Origin of the sequence: Microcoleus sp. F4-D5 (genome assembly GCF_036704885.1) — a bacterium.
Taxonomy (GTDB): Bacteria; Cyanobacteriota; Cyanobacteriia; order Cyanobacteriales; family Microcoleaceae; genus Microcoleus.
The window spans coordinates 36105-57953 of the sequence record NZ_JAUBSX010000043.1 but is presented as its reverse complement, the minus strand read 5'-3'; the positions used below and the strand labels follow the sequence as shown (position 1 = coordinate 57953).

The following is a 21849-nucleotide window of genomic DNA, read 5'->3' as shown; positions in this document are numbered from 1 at the left end:
TGTCATTGGTTTTCTCACAGGATGGTCTTGGATCTTACATTCTTTATCTCTAGCACATCTTTAGAAAAATGGTATTACCCAAAAACGCCGCAGTCATTTTAACACATTCATGCGTAAATTCAAGCTCAATAACGCCGATTTAGCCTTCATTGCAATTTGCCTAATTGCAGCCATTTATCTAACACTTGTCCAACCCTTATTTGTCAGCGTATTTAGCTGTGCATCTCTGGTGTGCTTCGGACTGTGGCAAATTACCCGCAGCATTCCCATCCTCGAAAAACTGCTGGGCAGCAAAATTCGCTTCTGGCATTTAGCCGTTGCTGTCATCACAGTAACAATGTTCCTGAATAACTTTCAAACCCCAGCACAAGCCATTTTTCTAAGCGGTCTCCAAGCATTTATGACCAATCTAGCAACCGAAGCTGGAGCAGCCGGAGGAGGAACAGCCATTGACGAATCAACCATCGCTTTAATTTTCAATGCCATTCGAGGCGTATTTCTCTTATTAGTAGCCGCCGCTGCTTTATTCTCTTACAACCAAGCGCAGCAAGGTAATGATTGGCGGCCAATTGTCACCCAAATTGCCCTCGCCTTCGGCATTGTAATTGCCATAGACGTTGTTACCTTCTTATTCGTCGGCGACGGTAGCGGTACTACAGCTCGTTTTGCCCCCAACCTGCCACCGCTGGGAGTAATTACAACTTTGACCTTTTAGAACTAAAAAAAAAGGGCGTTGCTGAATCAGGGTATGAATTCTACTTAGACAGAAACGCTCTCCTCGCAGAGATTAAGAGCTTGAAATATCGAGCGCGTGAAATTTCATACTTCAATTCAGCAACGCCAAAAAAAGGAGTCACCAATGGCTTTACGAGATCCAGAAAAAGACTTTATCAGAGTCAATAAAATCCTGGGCAAACAAGCAAGTATCGGGTTCATTCCTGCCAATCAAATTCTACCTTGGTGCTTCTTAACCGCCATTGCCTACACCTTAACAATGGGTCTATTTAGCCTGGGATTGGGTTGGTTCTTCACTGTCTCACTTTGGCTAATTGTAAGCTGGTGGCTCCTCACAGGGAATCAACCCCACCTCTTTACTGACAAATTCCGCAAGCCCCCCGGAGATGAGTGGTGTAGCGGCGACAGCTTCTATATTTCTCCCATCTCTTCCCTGCGCCCTCCTAGCATCCAAGGCAAACCTTACGATTCACAAATCCGCATCAAATTGAAACCCAAAATTGTACCCAATCAATATGGTGGAAGGAGCAAATTTATGCCTTTCCAAAATGAAATCAACCTCTGCTGTTTGGTGGAAATTGAAAAAGATGGCAGGCAAGTGTCTGGGATGCTCCTCAATAACGGAACTAGCTACCAACTGGTATTTGGATTCCGCCTCCGAGGACTTCACAACCTACTATTTAGGAACGAAGTATCGGCATTTGCAGCTTCTCTTGAAGAAGGAATGAAAGACATCCCACCCAGTGAAAAAATCACTTTCTGCACCGGCTGTTACAGCAGCGATGCTGCGAGGCAAAAAGAGTTAGAGCAATTGGCTGACACCGCTGAACTCCAACCCGTATCTGTACTGATCCGAAACGAACAGTACCGCCTCCGCCAACAAACTCATCAAGGCACTAGACAGGTTTGGGAGCAAATTGCTTTCTGTACTTGGACGGCCGATAACGAAGGCGAAATTATCTCCAGAGATTTCATTGGCAAAGCCATTGATGGAGTCAAAAAATTGTGCGATTCCATTGTGGAAACCATTGCGGGCAACACCCGAACTTACAGAGAGCAATTTTACACGAAGCTGCTACTCAACTCTTTTGAACAAGGATTCCTCCGCTGGGAAATTCTCCTGAATACCAAAATGGGACTCGAAATTAGTCCCATGAATTCCTCAGAGCTTTGGGAATGGCTGTGGCTGCGGTTTAACAGCAGTAAACCACCGCAAATCCCTCAAGTTGTCAAACTTGAAGAAACGCCTTCTGGCTATCAACTCAGCGAAATTAAGACAACTGACAAACACATTTCTACAGTTTTAATTGAAGGAACGAATGGCGTATCCTCTTGCCCCGAACACCGCAAGAGCAACAACCGCGTCTATCTAACGGGAAAGGGAAAAGAATGCGCTGTTCTGACAATGTATGACGCGCCCGCAGGCTGGATTAATACCCGCCAGCAATTGAAATGGATTTGGGAGGTGATGTCCTCAAGCTACGTCCGCGATACAGAAGCTTGGGTTGAAATTAGTGCCGGAAATTCTCTCGTAATTAATGATAATTTAGCCCGACAAGCGAAAGGAGCAAAAGCCGCTAGCAGCAGAGCTATAACTAAAGGACAAGGGCGCGATATTGGCGCTGAAATTAAACAGGAGGAATCTTTTGATGCCCAGCGCCGGCTTTACCAAGGAGCCGTACCCCTCAATGCAGCCGTTGCCTTTTTAGTGTACAGAAACACTGCGGAAGAATTAAGCCAAGCCTGCAACGTCCTCTCTAATAGTTTTGGAACTGCGAAAGTCATTCGCGAGCGGAACGTTGCCTGGGATATTTGGCTGCAATGCCTGCCCGTTACTTGGAAATGGTTGCTGCATAGCGGTTCATTTTTGAGCGAACGCCGCCTCACCCTCGACACTGAAACTGCCGCAGGAATTCTGCCGCTAACAGTTCCCCGCGACTTGGATAAAAAAGGAGTTGAATTTATCACTCATCGAGGCGGAAAGCCAATTTTTATTGACTTGTTCTACAGCCAAATTAGTCGCGCTTTAATTACTGGCGAATCGGGTTCGGGTAAGAGCGTTTTGGGTTGGCGTTTTGCCATTGAAGCTCTGGCGAATAACATCCCTGTTGTCGGGATGGACATCAGCAGCGGGGGTAACAGTACCTTCAAAACCGCGATCGAACTTTTGGGCGATCGAGGCGCATATTACGACATCAGCCAAGGGTCTAGCAATTTAGTAGAACCGCCCGACCTCCGCAAGTTCGACAAAGCTGAAAGAGAACGGCGGATGGAATCTTGGAAAGAATTTATCCGCAAAGCTCTGGTGGCGATCGCAATGGGCAAAATTCACAATCCCCACTTAGCCCAGCGGGTCGATTCGATTATCCTGCGAATGCTCGATATGTACCTCAGAGATCCAGAAATCATCGCTCGGTACAACAAAGCATTTGAAAAAGGTTGGCAATCTCCCGAATGGCAGCAAATACCAACTTTGCAAGACTTACTGAGGTTTTGCAGCAAAGAAAGGCTCAATCTTAAGTCCTTTGAAGAACTAGACAGACTAGCCATCAATCAAATCCTCAGCCAAGGAAATGCTTTGCTAACATCCCGCTTGGGAAAAGCGATCGGTCAGCCCAGCACATTTTCCCCAGAGCCGGCTGTTAAATTCTTCGCCCTATCGGGACTCTCTAACGAACAAGATGCCTATTTAATGGCAATTAACGCCCATGCTGCTTGCGTCCGCAACGCTCTTTCTCACCCCAAAAGCTTGTTTATTGGAGATGAATTGAGCGTCCTACTCAAAAAAGATGGTTTTGCATCAGTTGTCGGCGAACTCTGCGCCACTGGCAGAAAAGATGGCATAGCTGTTTTGCTATTGAGCCAAGATTTTGATGCTATCTGCGAATGTTCGGCAGGAGCACAAATTCTGCAAAATATGGTCTACCGAATTACTGGAAGGATAACCAATTCTGGGGTAGCAGCCGCTCACAAATATTTGGGGTACGACCCGCAAATTATCAGTTCAAATGCAACGGAATCTTTTCTGCCAAGAGCTGCTGACCTCTACTCCTGCTGGCTGATTGAGAAAGGAGGAAGATTTTGGCGATCGCGATTCTACCCCGGAGAGATGATGTTGGCATCAGTTGCTAACAATCAAAATGAAAAAGAAGCCCGCGATCGCATCATGGCTCAATATCCTCCTACCCTCAAAGGGCAGCTTCAAGGGCTAAAGCATTTCACCCAAGAATACATTGCAGCGGTGAAAGAAGGAAAAGGCTTCGATCGCATCGGTCAAAATTTAGAAATTGCCACCATAGCTACCAATGCTCAGCCAAAAATGGCATCCGATGTTCGCAGCAACAATTCTCAAGTTTTTGCAAAAATCCAAAAATAACTCCCATGAAATATCGACTTCAATTGATGCAGCAACCTGCTACAAAACTAGCAGCAGTTTCCCTGTTAGCCAGCTTGGAATTAATCGTTCAAGTCAGGCCAAGTTTAGCTCAAACAACTCCTCCTTTCGTACCCGGTACACAAGAAACGACCGTGAAATCTCCAGCCCAAAACATTTTGGTGCCACTTACACAAGAAGCGACTGTGAAATCTCCAGCCCAAAACATTTTCGTGCCAAGTACACAACAAGCGGCTGTGAGATATCCAGCCCCTACTGCTGGAAGTTTCTTAGCTCCCATTGAAGATGTTTTCAAACAAGTCAACGATTTTATCGGCGACATCCAAGGGTTCGTGCAAAACGAGCTATTTGGCTCTTTAAACGAACTCCTTTCCTCTTCTCTCGGAGCTATCCAAATTCCCGATTTGAGCCAAGTCAGCAGCCAAATTATTAAAGCTCCAACGTCCCAGACAGAAGGAACAAAACTGTCAGATTTACTCGAAACTAAGTCGAGCAAATTAGACGGCAAAGGTTCATATAACATCATGTCTGACTTAGACGCTCAAGCTCAGCGCAGCGCCGCTATCGGCATAGCTGACGGAGCAACCCTCAGCAAAGAAGCTCAAGAAAACAGCTTCCAAGTGTTAGAAGCAACTCGACAATATACCGAACAAAACGTCCAATTGGGCGAAGAATCGCAGAGCCTCGACGTTACTCAACAAATTCTCCAAAACCTCTCGCAACAGACTGCATTGAGCGCACAAGTTCAGATGCGAAATTTACAGGAATCTCAGCAAGCTCGCACAGATCGAGCCATTAATAACGTGCTGCTATCGCAAGCTGCTAAGGAAATATCCGCGCTGAACACGGGCGATCGCCGAGGCAGCACTGCGTCTGGAAACCAAGCCAGCTATCAGGCGGGAATGTTGATGCTCCCCGGCGGCGGCTACTTGGGAAAACCGAATGACAGCAGCACAACCTCACTTTCAACTAACAGGTTTGTCGCTCCCAATTAATGCTCCGAGCCGTTAAATTGAATCCGCGATTATCTGCCTAGTTTAGGTACAGACTGACAGTTTTGTCGAATACAAAGTTGAAGTTTTTTCCGAGGAAAAATGAAAGAATTTCTAGCACAAATTACACCCCCAACGAGTGGTGCAGAAGGGTCATCCTTAGACATCGTTAGCGAGTCAATTAACCTGGCTAAGACTACCTCAGAATCTTGGGACAAAGTTTGGATTAGCACGATTGACCCGATCGCTTCTGGGCTGTGGGTCGGTCTAGTATCGCTCGGCATCACCCTAGCAGCCGTCAGCATCCTGTTCTTAACTCTAAGCAGCGGAAAAGACATTATCGAAAAGCAGTCATGGTCAGAACTGGCAGCACTGTTCGTCTGGCCGCTCGTCATCATGCTGTTCCTCGGCGCTAACGGCAAATTGCTAGCAAATACCGTCATTTTTACCAGGAGTTTTGCCTACAGGCAAGTCCAAGGTGTCCTCGAAGCGCAACTAGGAGAAATGACATTTAGGGACGCGATCGCCAATGTCACTATCAGCAATATCGGCCGCCAACAACTAGAAAATCTCTACGGTGAATGCCGAAATAAAGTCGGACAAGAACTGCTAACCTGCTGGAATTCCAAGCAAGAAGCTGCTCGGAAAATTGTTAGCGAAGCTGAAAGGCAAGCCGCCGGCTCTGTCCCTCTGCAAGCGCTGCGGGCTTTTGGTGAAACCCTCTGGAATAATAGCTTGCTCGGTGCTGCTCAAGATGCCGCGACTTTTATAACTGACCCCGGTTCAGTGTTTCGAGAAAAAGCAATACCAATCATCCGATTCATTCTTTATAGCATCCAGTGGGCGTTTGTCAACATCCTTGAAGCAGCCCTTTTACTAACAGCATTCTTTTCGCCGATCGCGATGGGGCTGTCGCTACTTCCCTTGCAGGGCAGGCCCATTTGGGCTTGGGCAACTGGATTTCTGAGCTTATTTGGTGTCCAACTTGGATACAACATCGTTGTCGGGCTAGCAGCCACCGTGCTAGTCAATTCTGGAGCCGAATTAGCCAGCGATGTCGCCTTCCTCTTTTTTATCAGCATTTTCGCACCCGGCTTAGCCCTATTAATCGCCGGCGGAGGAGGAATTGCCCTGTACAGCGGCATCGCTAGCAATGCCAAACAACTCGTCGATGTTTTGAGCAACGCTATAGGAGCAGCCGCTAATTTGGCAATGAACAAAGGATTTAAGTGATGTCAATGTAACTCGGAATTGATAATTCGTAATTCGTAATTACCCACGCATAAATGCGGGGTAGTGAAAGTAAATCGTTTCTTGATAATTAGTATTTCGGAATTAGCGCTCGGTTTCTTTAATCCTGAATTATGAATTACTAATTAATAATTGCGAAATACTAATTATTTGAGCGCTCGGTTTCTTTAATTGCGAATTCCGAATAACTAATTGCGAATTACTAATTATTCGGTCACTAACCCTAGGTGCTTTTTGCGCCAGGACTGGAAAGTAGCTAAAGCTACTCGTGCCGTGTTTTATCCCTAACTTAAAACTACGGGTTTTTCACACTTACCGAAATGTTTTATGAAGCTACAAAGATTTTCACAAACTGCATTGTTGCCAGAAGCTAAAAATCTACTGGCATTGTGCTTCCTCATCCTAACTGGAGTAAATATCCTCGCCCTAATTCTGCACCTCTTCGTCGCGTACCGAATCAACTCGGTAGCTGCTATGAAGACAACGCAAGTCCAGCTAATCAACGGTCAGACTTATTACGTAGCAGAACGAGATCGGTTTTTTCGGTATCCCTCAGTCATCCAAAATTTTGTCAAAAATTGGGCAGAGTTAACCTTCAACTGGGACAATAAAATACCAGGAACTAACGATACAGATTCAGGGATTAAAGTCAATTCCAAACGAGTTCCTACCAGCACTTATTTTGCTTCGTTACTCCTAGAACCCAATTTTGGCAAAGCTTCTCTCCCTGACATCGCTGAACTCGTCCCCAATAAAGTTTTTACGGGTCAATTGCGAGCGACTGTCATCATTTCTTTTTTATCCGAACCCAGAGAAGTCCGTCCGGGCGAATGGGAAATTGACATGATTGCTACCCGGCTGCTCGTCGATCGCACGTCAGGAATTGATGAAAGAATTCCTTTCAATCGCACTTTCCGAATCAAAGCTGTAGAAATCCAAACCCCGCCGCTAGGTAGCCAAGCCTCAGCTTTTGAACAAAAAGTTTATGACCTTCGTTCGGCGGGCTTAGAAATCAACAAAATTACCGAATTTCAACCCAAGTAATAGCAGGTAAAAACATGAGCGAAAAAGAACTTCAACACGGGCGTGAATTTGATGGCGAACCTGATGAAATTGAAGAAATTTCCTACAATACGCCTAGCAGCACAACTAGCCACGCTTTTAATGGCAACAACTCCTCTAATGGAGCCAATAACTTTTTTAACAGTTCTAACGGCAACAACTCTTCTCAGGAAACCAATAACTTTTCTAACATTTCTAACGGCAACCACTCCTCTCAGGAAACCAATAACTTTTCTAACAGTTTTAATGGCAACAACTCCTCTCAAGAAACCAATAACTTTTCCAACTGTTCTAACGGCAACCATTCCTCTAATGAAGCCCATAACTTTTCCAACATTTCTAACAGTTTTCAGGCAGCTAACGCTCCCAATGGTGCTGGCAGCAATGGCAAAAAGTTGAGCCGTGAGGAAGAAAGAGAACTGGCCGGACATGACGGAGACGCCGATGAATTATTGGCCTTTGAACACAGAATTAAACAGGACAGCGAAGGAGCAGAAACCCGCTCTGTTTCTGAGAAACCCGAAGTTCGGACGTTTTCAGTATTAGTAGGTACTGGCGCAGTTCTCGGCATCTTGGGATTCTTTTGGTTTGTGTTTTTTGCTCCTAAACCCGTCCGCCAACAGGCAAAGACGCCGAACCCTAAACCTGCTCAAGTTTCTGAAGACGAGTCAGGAGAACTAAAAAGCCGACTGGCATTTCAAGATCAGCAGCGGGCGCTGGAAGTTCAGCCGCCTGAACCTAAAAATCGATCGACCCCAACTCCCAAACCGACACCTGCACCAAAACCTGCACCAGTCGCTAGAAGGTCTGAATCCCCGAGGCCGGTTCAAAATTTTAATCCGCCACCGCCAAGGACGGTACAGATGATTCCTCCTCCACAACCACCTGCACCGCGCCCTGCACCGCGCCTTGCACCGCCCCCGCCTCGCCCCCATCCGACGCCATTACCGCGCCCCGTACCGCCGCCCGCCGTGCTGGCACTTCGACCTGCGCCACCACCCCCGTCGCCCTCACCAGAAAAAGTAGATCCTTACGAGCGCTGGGCGCAATTAGCTTCTCTGGGGCAAAGCAGAGGTCAAGCAGTTAAAGAGCTAAATGCTGAAGGTATTTCTGCCAGTTCCGCAACTTTCCCTAGCCAGATCGCGCCGGGGATGACAGCGGCAAACTACCCTGCCGTGCCGCCAGCAATGCCAGTACCGGCACCGCCCCCCAGCACAGTAGCAATTGCGCCTGCAGCAGCACAGGCACCGCTCCCCAGTGCAGTAGCAGCACCGATACCATTGCCCCAACAGCAGCCGGTGCAGCCGATTTCTCAAAACCCGCAGTCAGTGCTAGTCAGTTCGCCAAAAAGCCCACAATCGACCGCACCAATGGAAGAGATACCCGCGATCGCAATTGGAGATCCTGGCTCGGCTGTAAACGCCAAAATCATGAGCCCTGGAGAAGCTGGAATCCTCAACCGCACAACTGCGGGCGAAAACACTGAAAGCAGCACAGCAATGAGAGAGATAGCCATCGGGTCATCTGTTCAAGCCAAGGTAATCGTGCCGATGATTTGGGACGAAGCAGGCCAAAGCCCGACAGCCGGAAGGTTTGCCGTCCAATTGACGGAGGACATAATGGCAACTGACGGGGCGATCGCCTTGCCATCTGGCACCGTCTTAATTACTCAAGTAGAAAATGTCACGCGCGGAAATCGGCTGGTTTCTCAAAGCGTGGTGGCGCTTGTTTACCCCGATTCTGCTGGCCGCATCCAACAAGTACCCATTCCTCCGGGAAACTTGATCGTTCGCGGAACCGATAACCAACCTCTCATTGCCGACAGTTTATTTGACAGAGGTTCTGAAATAGCCAAGGCTGATATTTTAGTGGGAATTCTCGGCAGCTTGGGGCGGGTAGGAGAAATAATTAATCGACCCGCCCAAGAAACTTTCAGCCAGCAGAGCGGCTTTTTTGGCAGTACGGCTGTTAAAACAACAACCTCGCCTGAACCTAACATTTTAGCAGCCGCTTTAGAGGGATTCTTTACACCTACTGCCCAACGGCTGCGAGAAAGATCGGATCGCGACGCGCAAGAACTTTTGAAGCGAGGCAACGTGGCGATCGTACCAGAAGGAACTCAAGTTTCGGTATTTGTCAATGCGTTTGTCACAGTGCAGAGATAACGGAGTTGACATTTTCCCCCCTTTCAAGGAACCGAGATTCCAAGAATCACTTCTCGGGCTTCCTCTTTCCACGACTCAGCTTACTCAGACGGGGCTTTATACAAAAATCTTGGAGGTAAGATAACCGTGAAAAAACTAACTCGAAAAATTCGTTTGGCTTTACTTTCTCCTGCCTTAATAATTGCCACTGCATTCAGCACCGTCAATATTGGACAAGCTCAAACATCGGCGCTAAAAATTGTAGGAAGAGATGCAGCAACAAATACAACTACCAACCTTCAAGTATGGTCGGGTCGTTCCAGCGTTATTGACTTTAGCCAGACTGGTGAAGTCATTATTTACATCCGCTTAGCAGATCCATCCAGGGCTGTCTTTAATACCGATGCTGAATTAAAAACTAACCGAGCTAGAACCATATTTGTCCAACCGATTCAACCCTTACAATTCCCTGGTGCTACAACAGCAAACATTACTAACCTATTCGTTAAAACTCGCTCTCCTGAAGGAATTGAACGCCTTTATACTTTCAATGTCGTTCATAGCTCCGGGGAACCTACTAATAATGGCATTGCCATCTCTACGGTAGTGCCCGGGCAGGAGCCAAGCGTAACTTTAGCAGACAATCGAACGGCGACGATCGGCGACATCGAACGGGGATTAGACATTGCCATCCTTCGAGGATACACGCTTCCCAATGACCCCGTTGTCTTCAAAGTTCGAGAGTTCATCGCTCTAGCTCGAAATGGCACAGCTATTGCTAAAGCTGCTGAAAAAACTAATCTATCAATGTCTGTTGTTATTTCACTAGGGCAGCTAGGGTTGAGTCGCGAACCTTTGTATGAAATTCCAAAAACACCATCTCCTTCGCTCCCCCCTTTAACTCGAACTCCAGGAAATTAAATCCGTTTGCTCAACCAGAAATTTCAACTTCGTATCGAGCAACAGTCCGGACAGTTATTAGCTCACAGCCTGAAATCCTTGATTTTTTGTTGGTAGCTTTGCTTTGATATCTGGGTAAAACCCGCTTTCTATGGTTGGCGCTCTAAAACTGTCCGAAGTCTCGATCGAGAACGTTATAGCTGGTAAAAGTATAGTCATCTATTACATGACATGGGAGGCATTAAGTCCCTCCCCTTTCACTTTTACTTTGAGCGGATTAACCCGCACATATTGCGGGTGGGGTCAACCCGGATTTAGTATTAGCTGTCATCGGTAACGTCTTCATGTGTAGAAACTGGTAATGGCTGCCCCACAGACAACAAAGTGCTTTGCGGTAACTTATTTTCTATCTGCCTTAACATTGCCTCAAGCTCTACTCTTGGACTGGTTTGTAGACCGAGACACTGTGCAATTCCATTAGCATCCGTACTCCAACGCTTATTAAGTTGGATGCGATAGCTTCCAGTTTCTGCTAGCAGTTCGTAAGAGTGAAACTGCATGGGATCTCCAAGGCGTGCCTCTTGAATATGTTCAAAATAAAATTCACGTTGCATATAATCAATCAGGCAATCTTGAACTACTAGAACAAGATGCTTGCTGAGATGTTCAAATGTATGAATTTTGTGGTGGAGTTGCATCAAGGTTGTTTTGGCAGTCATCTTCCAGTTCATACCAAATCCTTTTTTCGATGTGGTATCTACATCTCTCACTGTGATGCCTTGCTGTCGGAGAAAGCGCTGCCGTTCAGGCCACACCGTACCAGTAGTATCAAGAGTTTGCAGTTCAATGCCAGTAAAATCGATGACTTTTCCTGAACGTACAGAAGCGAGGCAGTAGTCAATACTGCCTCCAGGTACGGCAATTTCGGGAATGACTCGAAGTTCGTTACCAGGCTGGTGAAGTGTTAGCAAATGAAGGCAATCAATAAAAATTTGGCTGCGATCGAGAAGCCGAAATGGACAAATAATAATATTTCGGCCTCCTCTACCATAAGAAACAGTGCAAGTGCCAATGGTAATGTCTGGTTCGCTTTTTCGATTCTTAAGACATTTACGAGATAGAAAAGGACAGTGTTGACTAGAAGCAATATCGCTCCAGTCAAGCGATCGACTCGTAGGATGTCCGTACAATTCGATAACTTTGGTCATGTAAGTAGGCTGCACCTTTTACGAGCAACAGTGAGATATTCACCTGAGATATCAATTCCAATCGATCTGCGTCCTAGTTGAAATGCAACCTGATTTGTTGTACCTGTGCCTGCAAACGGGTCGAGAACAATACCAGCTTGCGGACAGGTAGCCAGAATGGGAATTTTACATAAGTCTTCAGGATAGGGTGAAAAGTGAATAGTACGCTTCTGGGTATCCTCTGGCAAGATATCCCAAACGTCACTGGGTTTACTGCCATTTGGGTGATATTTAAGAAAATAAAAACCGCGTTCAGCAAGTTCGCGCGCTCGCCCAGAAACTTTTGCTGAGTCAGAGTGTGTTGTTCTTTGCTGACCGCGAATAATCATACGAAAGTCAGATAGTTTACCGGCGCGTACTTCTTCCAAGACGAACTCAAGAGCTTTCAGAGCATTTATACGTTCTGAATCGCTAAGTGCTGTGGACAATTCAATTTGTCGGCGGTAGCGCACACCAGAAACGCCAGTTGCAGAGACTACAGAACCATTGACAACTTTGGCTTGTCCTGGTTTTGAACGAATTGCATCAACATCATAAAAATATCTATCTGCTTTGACAAAATGAAAAACGTGTTCGTAAATATTTCGGAGTTTGTCTTTTGCATTGTCAGGATTGCCTTTTACTTTGTTCCAAATCACACTATTGCGGAGAATCCAATTCTGTCGATCTATCATTGCAAGTGCAACTCGCCAAGGGATACCTACCATTGATTTCTGCTGGTAAGCATCTCCTATATTTAGCCAAAAAGAACCTGTTGGCTTAATAATGCGCTTTACTTCACCAAATATTTCCAGCAATTTATTAACGTATTCTTGCCACTTATCTTCAAGTCCAATTCCCCCATTGATATAAACTCTCTGTCCCCAATAAGGTGGAGATGTTATTACACAATCAATGCAATTAGGAGGGAACTGTTTTAAAAGTGTATAAGTGTCACCTTGTAAAAACAAAGGCTCACGTTCCAATGAAATGAGGTAGTCTTTGACCCTACCTATGCTTGGAGGAAGTTCGTTCTCCTCACCTATTGAAATATCGGATAGCTTCATTATTTTAACCCAAGCCGTACTTTGCCTTAATCTAACTGCAATTGCTGACTAATTCGGGTATTGTTAGCTCCCGAATCGGCTGCCAATACCAGTCGAGCGCGTCCGATCGATCTGTAGGGGTTGGTCGAGGAGCGCGCGATTTTTTGGAGTAGCCTCCGTTCGTTGTCTGAGAAGATGACACTCCTCGCGTAGAGATGGGGCATTATTACCAGCGATATTTCTGAGATTCGATAACCCGATCCAATCCAGTTTACAGTATGTTATCTAGTGTAACACCTATACAGGTTCCTTTTGTTCTAGCTGGTAAGTTATTTCTGCCTTGCTAGAGTAGAAACTTGGTTATTTTACTCTAAGTTTGACCTCAGTTCCTACTTTCCCATCTCAAATTTATCGGTCATCTTTTAGTAACTATCTCATTGAAGCTATAGCTATAGATAGGGGTTCAGCCATTTGCAAGTCTTCAATCAGATGATCGACCCACCCCTGATAAGATATGTATGGCACCTTAAAAACAGGTCTTAACTCTTCCCAATTCTTTACTTGAAAAAGATAGGGCGCTAACTCTTCTAAATAGGAACGACCGAACTGAAATCCCATGTCTAGATTCCGAATCTTCGACAGTAATTTCTCCGAAATGGAAGTTGTTTCAAAGATTTCTAATTCTGAAATACCCTTAACTGCCATGCTGTCAATTAACAAGACATAAAGCCTTTTACGGGATGTTATATCCGGTAATAAATCAGCTTTAATTCGTTGTAAAAATAATTCGCGCTTCTGGATTTGTTCGGCAGTTAGCGTAGCATTGAAATATTGAATAAATGGATCTTTTTCTGTTGTTAAGACGCTTGACGGTACTTCTGCTGTTGTGCTTTTTTTTTACGAGCGATCGCCTCGTAGGGATCTTCATCCCCTTCCGCATATTGCATCAACTCTGTCATAGACCAACCGATCGCATAGGCAAACTGCATTAACTTTTGCAGCCTTGGATCGGCTTTTCCCTCGCACCAGTTAGCCAGCGTGTTGAATGCAATTCCAGTCAGTCTCCCTAACTCCCTAGAGCTACCAACGCGCTCATCTTCCACCAACGCCGTTATTAACTGACCGAGACGTTTGTGGATTCGATTATCTGCTACTACATTTTCTTCTACTTTTGCTGACATTCCAGTTTCCAACTAGCCAATGAGTAATGGCAGGGGTGGTTAGACGGCCTACATTATACCAGGATAACTTATCTAACTGCCATCGCAAATCCCTGGTTTGAGGTAAGTACACATTTAAGGTATTTCGTCAAGCTCTAATTAGATGCGATTGCCCGGCGCGTACAAGTAACTGAGGGTGATGCCTCAACCTGACTTTAACAAATCTTTACTCGATCAAATTTATGGTCGGTTATATGATAGTTTGTGATCAATTTTATGACTATCCCTCCAACACAAGCCAATAATTGGCTTTTCTGATAGTCTACCCTTTCAGATAAAAATATTGCCTCACTCTAAACTCTAACCGAATCGCAAGTGAGGCTATTGGATGACTCAAAGCGAACAGTTAGTCAGAAAAACAACCTTAGAATCCCCATTCTGAACGTTTTTCTTTAACCGTATCGCTTCTTACAAATCAAACAACCGGGGCCTTTTAACAGTTATGACCACCGATCCTTTTCACAGTCGAAGCTTTCAGCCCTTTTGGGAGCCAGAGCTTTTAACCATTCTCGCAGCCGGAGCTTTTAACCATTCTCACAGCCGGAGTTTTCAGCCTTTTTCAGAGCCGGAGCTTTCAGCTCTTTTGGGAGCCAAAGCTTTTAACCCTTCTAGGAGCCGGAGCTTCCAGCCCTTTTGGGAGCTGGAACTTTTAACCCTTCTCAGAGCCGGAGTTTTTCATCCTTCTCAGAGCCGGAGCTTTTCACCCTTTTGGGAGTTGAAGCTTTTCACCCTTCTGGGAGCCGAAGCTTTTCACTCTTTTGGGAGCTGAAGCTTTTAACCCTTTTGGGAGCCGGAATTTTGAGCCCTTTTGGGAGCCGGAATTTTGATCCCTTTTGGGAGCCGGAATTTTGAGCCCTTTCCAGAGCCAAAAACTTTAGTGTTAGTCCTTCAATAATACCAAATCAGAAGCTCTGAATCAACAGATATGTTCTGGTAGCTCTAACATCTAGGACCTTTTTGCTTGAAACTCCGGCTCCCGCAAACCAAGCAAGCGTAGGAGCTTTCCATGCCTAACAACTCATCCCCTAGCAACCTAAATATTCGTCTTCTTCAAGGCTTATCCCGGATTCCTCAAGACTGGCAACTCTGCCTGCTCGACGGCAGGAAAGTCCCTCAAGGCACGGGCTGGCAGCAAAAACCGCTCAGTCCCGCCCAAATGAAAGAAGCTATAACTCTTGGCCAAATGGTAGATAGAGCCGACGGCACTCAATACCGCTGCTACCCCAAAGGATATGGGCTGATCACTGGAACTGCGATCGCTGCCAACGGGAGCACCTACTATTTAATGGCAGTAGACCAAGACGGAGCTAGTGCTAGAGCGAAAATCCTTGAACTGTCCGATGGCGAAGAATTACCCCACACCGTCGCCTTTACCTCCAATCGGTCCGGCCGCTGCCAATACCTATTCCTAGTCCCAGAACAATACGCCGGAGCTATCCGCACCAAAAAATTCCCCACAGGCGAAATTGGAGACGACGGCAAAGGCGAACAACTCGAACTGCGCTGGGCGGGGTTGCAATCCTGCCTGCCTCCCAGCGTCCACCCGACTACTGGCGAGTACGTCTGGCGTGTAGGCTGCGCTCCCGATGAAACGAGCGTGGCATTAGCCCCGCAGTGGATCGTTGAACAAATGCTGGCCCCAGCCCTGGGGGAATCAGGAAATTCTGAACTCCTCCCTCTAGAAGAAGCTCTAGAAGAAGCTGAAGCCAATTCTACCGCTCCCCGCCGGCGACACCTACACCGCACTCACCGCCCAGAACCGGAGTGGACTGATATCGATTGGGCGCTGTCCTACCTAGCCGCTCTGTCCCCGGCCCGTGCCGATAACTACGACGAATGGTGTGGGGTGGGAATGGTTCTCAACTCCATTGATGATTCTCTCCTCTATGAATGGGACAAGTGGAGCCGCTACTCCCCCAAATACAAGCCGGGAGAATGCGACAAAAAATGGAGGAGTTTCAAAAGCAGCGGGGTGGGCATCGGCACGCTAGCACACTGGGCGAAACAGGACGGGTGGACTTCACCATTTAAGGGGCACAATGCAGCCAACAGTCAAAAAAATGGACAGCAGAAAGCAACTCAAAACTCCCAGGACATTAGCAATGCTAGCGAACTAAATTCTAATAACCAAAACTCTGAAAAGAGCGATCGCACGAACGGCAGCAAACCTAATCCTGGTTCCTTTTCTAACGCCTCCAGTGTCAACAGCTCCAACAGCGGTCACTACTTGTACGATCGCGTCACTGACATTATTAACAGTGAAATCAACCCGCCCCAACAGACAGCCGCTTTTATTGAACTATCCGCCCGTGAAAGGTTTCCTTTGAAAGGAGTAAAAGATTTAGCCACCGAAATAGAAACCCATATCAGCTACGGAGAAACTCGCGCACAAGAAGTTCAAAAACTCAAAAAAATCCTCAATTACGGCCAACAGCAACTAGACATCGCTCAAATTCTGCCCGCTCCTCTAGCCCGAGCAGTTTTGACTAAAGCCACTTCTGACCGCATCGACCCCATTTACATTTACCAGTACCTTCTCTCCGCCTGTGGCAGCCAAATGGGGGGACATATTGGAATGATTGGCAAAGAAGGTGCAACAATAGCCGACAGTTGGGTAGAGTATCCTATCTTCTGGACAATGGTAGTTGCTTTAGCTTCGGCTGGCAAAAGCCAGACAATGCGCTCAGTTTTTGGCAGTCTCAAACAGCGTTACAAGCAAGCCAAATCCGCATACAATCTGCTCAAAGAAGAATTAAAAAAGCTAGAGGAAGCATGGCAACAAAAATCTACTCAAGAGAAAGAAAAACTCAAAAATAGCCCGTCAAATCCCGCAATTTTTAAAGCTTCAATGCCTTCGCCCGTACCCAAACGACTTATTGAAGGAGGAAGTCCCGAAGGCGTTCTGCGACGGATGAGCGAACTCCCTCCCAGGAGTGGCAGTGCTTGGGTTTTCGACGAATTGATAAGGTTGTTGAAGCTGGATCAGTATAAAGACAGGGGGGGAGATACTCGGCAAATCCTGCTACAAATGTGGAACTCGCCCGCAGATATTGAATTTGAACGGGCTGACGATAAAGATGCCTTTGAACTTAAAGATTTGTGCTTGAATTTGACAGGGGCTACTCAATTATCCAAAGTCCAACAATTGTTTAGCGACCCCGACGACGGCGATGGGCTAATCAGCCGCTTTTTAATCGCGGTGCCGTCAACTCCTGATAACTTTGCATCTTGGTCAGACTCGCAAGTTGCAATCTCCGGGGAATTGCAAGAATTGTACGACCACCTGCGATTGCTCCACGGCGATCTCCGAGAGCTAGCGGGGTTGCCTGCCGCTCGTGAAGGTGGAGAATTGCCCCCCGTCCTGCTGTCGTTTACGGCCGAAGCAAAGCAGCGGTGGCAGCGGTGGTGGGAAGAAGTCAGGCGCAAGCAACAAGCAGTGGAATTTGAAGACCCAGCATTTTTTGCTTATTTGGGCAAAATGCTGTCTCAAACCTTGAGGTTAGCCCTCCTGCTGCACTGCATGGAATTGAAATACGAAGAAAAGCCAAACCCGCTGCGCGTCGGCCTCGATACCTTAGAGCGGGCGATCGCCGCGGCTAAGTTCAGCATCGGGCAATTCCGCATCTTGCAAACGAATAACCACGCCTCCGATTCGGCCGGGGCCCATCTCTCCTTAATTTACACCTATGCCCTGCGGAAGGGAGAGGAGGTTTCAGCCGCTCAAGTCCAGAACAGCGTCTTCAAGCGGTGCAAGCGCAAACCCACATTAGCTGAAATTCGCTCCAACTTCGCCGTTCTCACAGAAAACGGGTACGCACTTCTCTCTGGCAAGGGAAAAGACCTCCGCATTCGAGCGCTTCCATTATCTAAAACCCGCGTCGGAATTCCGACAGATTCCGGCAAAAGTTCCGGCAACCAAGAAATGGCCCAAGCGCTTGCCAGGGTCAACGCTGAACCCCCCTTAACCCGCTATTCCGGCAATTCCGACACTCCAGCGCAGCGCTCCGGCAATTTACAAGATGAATGGGTAAGTCCGGCATCATCCATGTGCGCCTCGGTATCGGAAGCTGCTACTGCGATGCTGACAGCAAGCGAATTGGAAATAGAAGAGGATTGGCCACCTGCTACCGCAGCGCCGACAGCGAGCGAATCAGAAATAAAAGAGGAGTCGCCACCTGCTACCGCAGCGCCGACGGTGAGCGAATCAGAAATAGAAGAGGAATCGCCACCTGCTCAAATGTGTCGGAATTGTCGGAATTCTGACATTGATGAGGTTTCAGAGGTTGAGCCAGAGCCAATTGTAGGCGATCAAAACTTGTCGGAAAATGGTCGGAACGAAGTCGGAATTTCCGACGAGTTAGGCGGTGAAGGTGACGATGCCAACAGCGAATGGGAGGGTGAGTTAGATCCAAGTGACGATGCCAACCGTGAATGGGAGGGTGAGTTAGATCCAGGTGACGATTCAGACTTGGACAGCGACCCGCTATACGGCGATCGCGTGCCAAAACCGACTGCGCCGCCCGACCGCATTGGCAGTACGGAACTAACACCTCCAAGCGCGTCTAGCGTCCGGGGCAATAGTGATAAGGAGGCTGCCACAGTAAGCGATCGCCCCGATCTTCTGCCCAATCCCGCTATTCTACCCACCGAGCCGCAGACTTCCAAAACACCCACTGACCAACCTGGCCCCACTGTTGAACTGAGCGAACGCCCAACCCTAGGCGAAAGTGAGGCGAGTTCGCCGTAACGACTAAAGCCGAAAAACGGAATAATGACGCCTACAGGCAATTTGCGGATCGTGTTTGACAACGTGAGTGTCCAAGTTGAACTCCATTTCTGTGCGATGCAAGGCCGTGCGATCGCGCGCGGAGGTCAGCTTGTCGGTGATGGAAAATTTTCCATTGCCTTTCTCACGGACGCACCACTCCGTGAAATTTGAGTCTGCAAGGCGCCGGTCAGTTTGTCGGTGATGGAAAATTTTCCATTGGTCTTACAAAGATCGCCACTTATTAAAAGCTGAGTTCGCAAAGACGCTGACCAGCAAATCGATGATGGAAATTTTTCCATTAGCTTGATTCCCGTTTGCTGCTTGTCACATAAGTTTGTCTCACTTGAACCATAACGAAAGCAGTAATTGCCGCGCAGAATTATGCGATCGCTTCCTCTATAGGGGTGAAGTGGGCAGTTCGGTAATGTCCGATTAATTTTTGATTAACCTCCGCGCCTACCGTCGCGGAGCGGCTAAAAAAGTCAGCTACTGAAACCACTCTCCGCAGAGAGTGCTAATTGTGACGGCTGAATGCTCATCCGCCAATGTCCCGTTCGCATTGGTGTCCGTCACGCGCGAGGCGATCGCAAAGAAAGAAAACACAACTTTTCGCTTTCCTGAAACCGCTTAGATCCTCGTACAGCAGGCCGGGACTGTTGAATTAATTATCAGATTAGGTGGATTTCTCCTCAGTTAATCATCCAAAAGGATGAAGTTAATTCTCCGGTTCTTCAGCCCGTGTAGCCATGCTGCACCATGTTGTCAACTGTTGCAATCTAAAAAAGGTTAGCAATGCTTACCGCAAAAATTTTGATTGGGAGTTTTTTGTTCAGATGACTATCGAAACTATCAACGATGTACTATTTCCGCCTTTCCTTTTTTCCACCCTTTTTTGCTTAGCCTCAGCATTCCTGCACGAGCCTGAAGCAGCCCAATCGGAAGAACTCACAAACAATCGAACAGAAGTAAATGTGGCAACAGCCACAGCGCAATCCGACGGTGCCGGCAGCGAGGTAAATGGAGCAACAATTGAAATTGAGAACCCAGCCAGCACCCATTGCTTTCGCCATCGGCGTGCAGGCAAACAAACACCGAACGAACCTGCAAAACCTATTGATTTTGCCGCACATTTAGGCACAAGCACGACCTCAATTTCTGCCGTTAATACTTCGCTGATTTCACTGAGACAAGCTCGCAAAATTGCCAGCGCCATCAAAGCTGCTGCACCGTCTATGGGGTTCAAGCAAAAAGTCAATGGTTCTGATTCCTCTGTTGAATGGTTGCAGGCTCAAATCAAAAATAGGCTGGAAATTTCTCCCGAAATTGTGATGCCTCTCATCCTCAAGCTTGCTCCCAAAGCGGTTATTGCAGACACTCGAACCTTCGCTACTTCTGACAGAGGTAAAGGTGCGCGTTCGGCGTCAAGACGGTGAACGAAAAGTTTCGATCGCCAACCAATTAACCAGAGCGCACCTTTACCCTCTGAAACTTATAACAATGCTTTTGCTCGCCGACTGCAATGGCATTTTTTTTTGCATGAGTGAGGGAAGCTCTTTTCCCAAAGATTCCTAACTTTTTATTAAGGAGTAACAAAAATAGCAAAAAAAATTGCAAATTGAATCAAAAAATAGTATAATCAAATTATCTGAGCGCCAGTTTTATTAGATCGTGCTGTTATGACTGCCCTTGAACCTGTTACATTCCGAGACCTCATAGACGCGATCGCCACCCTGCCAATTATCAACTTGCCTGAGAATTTAAGTCAGTTGAGTAGCAATAAAAGCCACTCTAAATGCAATAAAAAGCGCGGGCTCCGGCACCGGAGGCGCAGCGCCCCGCAAGTGTCCCATCAAGCAATAAAAGCTTTTCAGCAGACTTGACGAAACATTACTTTCGTCCAATAATAAGGGAGCTTTCATTTTGGAGGGCTGCGCCATGAAGGTTCAAGGCAACGGGCGTGCTAAGATTTTGACGCCCGCCGAAATCTCTAGGCTGTTCGACCGAGGTTTTGTTACAGCAAGGGATAGGCTTTTGTTTGCTGTGACTTTTTATTGTGCCTGTCGTATTTCAGAGGCGTTAGCTTTAACAACTCAGGACATTGTTGGCGGTGTGGTGACGCTGCGGAAAGCGACAACTAAGGGCAAGTCAGCAACGCGAACGCTGCCGCTACATCCCATGTTGGCTAAGTTTTTATTGGCTTACAATCCAGATGCGGGTTTTTTGTTTCCGGGGCGAGAGGGTACGAAACCTTTGACGCGCTCTCAGGCAGATTTGATTTTTAAAGAAGCTTGCAAGCGGGTAAGAATTAAGGGAGCTTCCACACATTCGATGAGGCGGACAGCACTCACGAACTTGAGCAATGCTGGGGTGCCACTGCGGGTAATTATGGAGATATCAGGTCACAAAAATTTGTCGAGCCTCCAGCGCTATTTAGAAGTGCAGCCGGAACAGCTTGTCAAGGCACTCGGGATTCTGAAGTGAGGCGATCGCGACTTTGGTTCGCCAGATTGTTTCAACAGTTGAAGGGCTCTCCCGTAAGTCTTCTTTGAATTCAGGCGATATTTGGACGCAAGGCTCGCGATGGCTACCCATTTCTTCCCGGATGTATTTTAGCTAAAACAAAGGCAACTGCTATCCGCGACAATCCTGACTGGTTTGAGCCGCCTGCTCAAGAGTGAGGTGTGAATAAGCTTTCCTGACTCTTGAGCTGTAATTGACGTAATCCCCATAACTCCATAAAAACTATCTTACGGAACCAGTCAAAGGGCAGATAGATATATACTTACTGCTGCAAATGCTAGGAAATGCCCAAATCATTAAAAATGACTCCACCAATCAACAACCAGAAGGTACTTATCAGTGCGACACCAGCAGTAAATACACCGGAATCCTGATTGTCATTACACCCACAAACCGCCAATATTTCCCCCAAAAAAGTTAGATGTTTGGGGGAAATATTGTTGGTAGCGACTACTATTTTACTTAAAAAACAGCTAAAAAATTAAGCGATTTTCAGGCGAAAAGCCATTGTAAAAATCTATGGATATTCACTGATAGTCGGAAAATTGAACTGACAAATTTATCGGTACAAGACAGGTTTTGCCTTGTCAA

Annotated in this window: 17 protein-coding genes; 12 read left to right on the top strand and 5 right to left on the bottom strand. The window is 46.9% G+C overall.

All coding sequences use genetic code 11. The features are described from left to right. Nucleotides 1-109 precede the first annotated feature (109 nt). The 7 genes from QUA80_RS19870 to QUA80_RS19840 all read left to right on the top strand — a co-directional run bounded on the left by QUA80_RS19870 (nucleotide 110) and on the right by QUA80_RS19840 (nucleotide 10499). Nucleotides 110-715, top strand: coding sequence for a hypothetical protein (locus tag QUA80_RS19870; RefSeq protein WP_333426826.1), 606 nt, complete (start codon nucleotides 110-112; stop codon nucleotides 713-715). A gap of 144 nt (nucleotides 716-859) precedes the next feature. Then, the gene (locus QUA80_RS19865) at nucleotides 860-4111 is read left to right on the top strand and encodes a hypothetical protein (RefSeq protein WP_333426825.1); all 3252 of its coding nucleotides are present in this window, start codon (nucleotides 860-862) and stop codon (nucleotides 4109-4111) included. 5 nt (nucleotides 4112-4116) lie between these two features. Further along, entirely contained in the window at nucleotides 4117-5124 is a 1008-nt protein-coding gene (locus QUA80_RS19860) for a hypothetical protein (protein WP_333426824.1), read from the top strand. Between the two features lie 99 nt (nucleotides 5125-5223). Beyond that, entirely contained in the window at nucleotides 5224-6354 is a 1131-nt protein-coding gene (locus QUA80_RS19855) for a hypothetical protein (RefSeq protein ID WP_333426823.1), read from the top strand. 345 nt (nucleotides 6355-6699) lie between these two features. Then, nucleotides 6700-7416, top strand: coding sequence for a hypothetical protein (locus QUA80_RS19850; RefSeq protein WP_333426822.1), 717 nt, complete (start codon nucleotides 6700-6702; stop codon nucleotides 7414-7416). Between the two features lie 14 nt (nucleotides 7417-7430). Further along, nucleotides 7431-9599: a hypothetical protein gene (locus tag QUA80_RS19845; protein WP_333426821.1), complete on the top strand. Its 2169-nt coding sequence runs from the start codon at nucleotides 7431-7433 to the stop codon at nucleotides 9597-9599. A gap of 126 nt (nucleotides 9600-9725) precedes the next feature. Further along, on the top strand, nucleotides 9726-10499 hold the full coding sequence (locus tag QUA80_RS19840) for a hypothetical protein (RefSeq protein WP_333426820.1): 774 nt from the start codon (nucleotides 9726-9728) through the stop codon (nucleotides 10497-10499). 299 nt (nucleotides 10500-10798) lie between these two features. Here QUA80_RS19840 and QUA80_RS19835 read toward each other — a convergent pair whose 3' ends face one another. The 4 genes from QUA80_RS19835 to QUA80_RS19820 all read right to left on the bottom strand — a co-directional run bounded on the left by QUA80_RS19835 (nucleotide 10799) and on the right by QUA80_RS19820 (nucleotide 13931). Then, complete coding sequence (locus QUA80_RS19835; RefSeq protein ID WP_333426819.1) at nucleotides 10799-11686, bottom strand: hypothetical protein; 888 nt, start codon at nucleotides 11684-11686, stop codon at nucleotides 10799-10801. Next, nucleotides 11683-12771 (bottom strand): site-specific DNA-methyltransferase, encoded by a 1089-nt coding sequence (locus tag QUA80_RS19830; protein WP_333426818.1) that lies wholly within the window; start codon nucleotides 12769-12771, stop codon nucleotides 11683-11685. Before QUA80_RS19830 ends, QUA80_RS19835 begins: the two co-directional genes overlap by 4 nt. A 408-nt stretch (nucleotides 12772-13179) precedes the next feature. Then, the gene (locus QUA80_RS19825; protein WP_333426817.1) at nucleotides 13180-13470 is read right to left on the bottom strand and encodes a lipase; all 291 of its coding nucleotides are present in this window, start codon (nucleotides 13468-13470) and stop codon (nucleotides 13180-13182) included. A 137-nt stretch (nucleotides 13471-13607) separates the two neighbouring features. Then, nucleotides 13608-13931, bottom strand: a complete 324-nt coding sequence (locus QUA80_RS19820; RefSeq protein WP_333426816.1) for a helix-turn-helix transcriptional regulator — start codon at nucleotides 13929-13931, stop codon at nucleotides 13608-13610. A 1045-nt stretch (nucleotides 13932-14976) separates the two neighbouring features. On the opposite strand from QUA80_RS19820, the gene QUA80_RS19815 reads away from it, so the two are divergent. From QUA80_RS19815 to QUA80_RS19805, 3 genes are all read left to right on the top strand, one after another. Further along, nucleotides 14977-18717 (top strand): DUF3987 domain-containing protein, encoded by a 3741-nt coding sequence (locus QUA80_RS19815; protein ID WP_333426815.1) that lies wholly within the window; start codon nucleotides 14977-14979, stop codon nucleotides 18715-18717. A gap of 24 nt (nucleotides 18718-18741) precedes the next feature. After that, nucleotides 18742-18909: a hypothetical protein gene (locus QUA80_RS19810; protein WP_333426814.1), complete on the top strand. Its 168-nt coding sequence runs from the start codon at nucleotides 18742-18744 to the stop codon at nucleotides 18907-18909. Nucleotides 18910-19571: 662 nt separating this feature from the next. Beyond that, entirely contained in the window at nucleotides 19572-20171 is a 600-nt protein-coding gene (locus QUA80_RS19805; RefSeq protein WP_333426813.1) for a hypothetical protein, read from the top strand. Between the two features lie 324 nt (nucleotides 20172-20495). On the opposite strand, the gene QUA80_RS19800 is transcribed toward QUA80_RS19805, so the two are convergent. Further along, a complete protein-coding gene (locus tag QUA80_RS19800; protein ID WP_333426812.1) occupies nucleotides 20496-20657 on the bottom strand; it encodes a hypothetical protein in 162 nt (53 codons plus the stop codon). 16 nt (nucleotides 20658-20673) lie between these two features. On the opposite strand from QUA80_RS19800, the gene QUA80_RS19795 reads away from it, so the two are divergent. Together QUA80_RS19795 and QUA80_RS19790 are read left to right on the top strand one after the other, a co-directional pair. Continuing rightward, nucleotides 20674-21219, top strand: coding sequence for a tyrosine-type recombinase/integrase (locus QUA80_RS19795; RefSeq protein ID WP_015211723.1), 546 nt, complete (start codon nucleotides 20674-20676; stop codon nucleotides 21217-21219). 313 nt (nucleotides 21220-21532) lie between these two features. Next, nucleotides 21533-21679, top strand: coding sequence for a hypothetical protein (locus tag QUA80_RS19790; protein WP_333426811.1), 147 nt, complete (start codon nucleotides 21533-21535; stop codon nucleotides 21677-21679). Nucleotides 21680-21849 lie beyond the last annotated feature (170 nt).

Excerpts from the sequence above, each read along its gene's own strand:
- QUA80_RS19870 (WP_333426826.1), top strand. The coding sequence starts at position 110 with ATGCGTAAATTCAAGCTCAATAACGCCGATTTAGCCTTCATTGCAATT.
- QUA80_RS19865 (WP_333426825.1), top strand. The coding sequence starts at position 860 with ATGGCTTTACGAGATCCAGAAAAAGACTTTATCAGAGTCAATAAAATC.
- QUA80_RS19860 (WP_333426824.1), top strand. The coding sequence starts at position 4,117 with ATGAAATATCGACTTCAATTGATGCAGCAACCTGCTACAAAACTAGCA.
- QUA80_RS19855 (WP_333426823.1), top strand. The coding sequence starts at position 5,224 with ATGAAAGAATTTCTAGCACAAATTACACCCCCAACGAGTGGTGCAGAA.
- QUA80_RS19850 (WP_333426822.1), top strand. The coding sequence starts at position 6,700 with ATGAAGCTACAAAGATTTTCACAAACTGCATTGTTGCCAGAAGCTAAA.
- QUA80_RS19845 (WP_333426821.1), top strand. The coding sequence starts at position 7,431 with ATGAGCGAAAAAGAACTTCAACACGGGCGTGAATTTGATGGCGAACCT.
- QUA80_RS19835 (WP_333426819.1), bottom strand. The coding sequence starts at position 11,686 with ATGACCAAAGTTATCGAATTGTACGGACATCCTACGAGTCGATCGCTT.
- QUA80_RS19830 (WP_333426818.1), bottom strand. The coding sequence starts at position 12,771 with ATGAAGCTATCCGATATTTCAATAGGTGAGGAGAACGAACTTCCTCCA.
- QUA80_RS19820 (WP_333426816.1), bottom strand. The coding sequence starts at position 13,931 with ATGTCAGCAAAAGTAGAAGAAAATGTAGTAGCAGATAATCGAATCCAC.
- QUA80_RS19815 (WP_333426815.1), top strand. The coding sequence starts at position 14,977 with ATGCCTAACAACTCATCCCCTAGCAACCTAAATATTCGTCTTCTTCAA.
- QUA80_RS19810 (WP_333426814.1), top strand. The coding sequence starts at position 18,742 with ATGACGCCTACAGGCAATTTGCGGATCGTGTTTGACAACGTGAGTGTC.
- QUA80_RS19805 (WP_333426813.1), top strand. The coding sequence starts at position 19,572 with ATGACTATCGAAACTATCAACGATGTACTATTTCCGCCTTTCCTTTTT.
- QUA80_RS19800 (WP_333426812.1), bottom strand. The coding sequence starts at position 20,657 with ATGAAAGCTCCCTTATTATTGGACGAAAGTAATGTTTCGTCAAGTCTG.
- QUA80_RS19795 (WP_015211723.1), top strand. The coding sequence starts at position 20,674 with ATGAAGGTTCAAGGCAACGGGCGTGCTAAGATTTTGACGCCCGCCGAA.
- QUA80_RS19790 (WP_333426811.1), top strand. The coding sequence starts at position 21,533 with ATGCTAGGAAATGCCCAAATCATTAAAAATGACTCCACCAATCAACAA.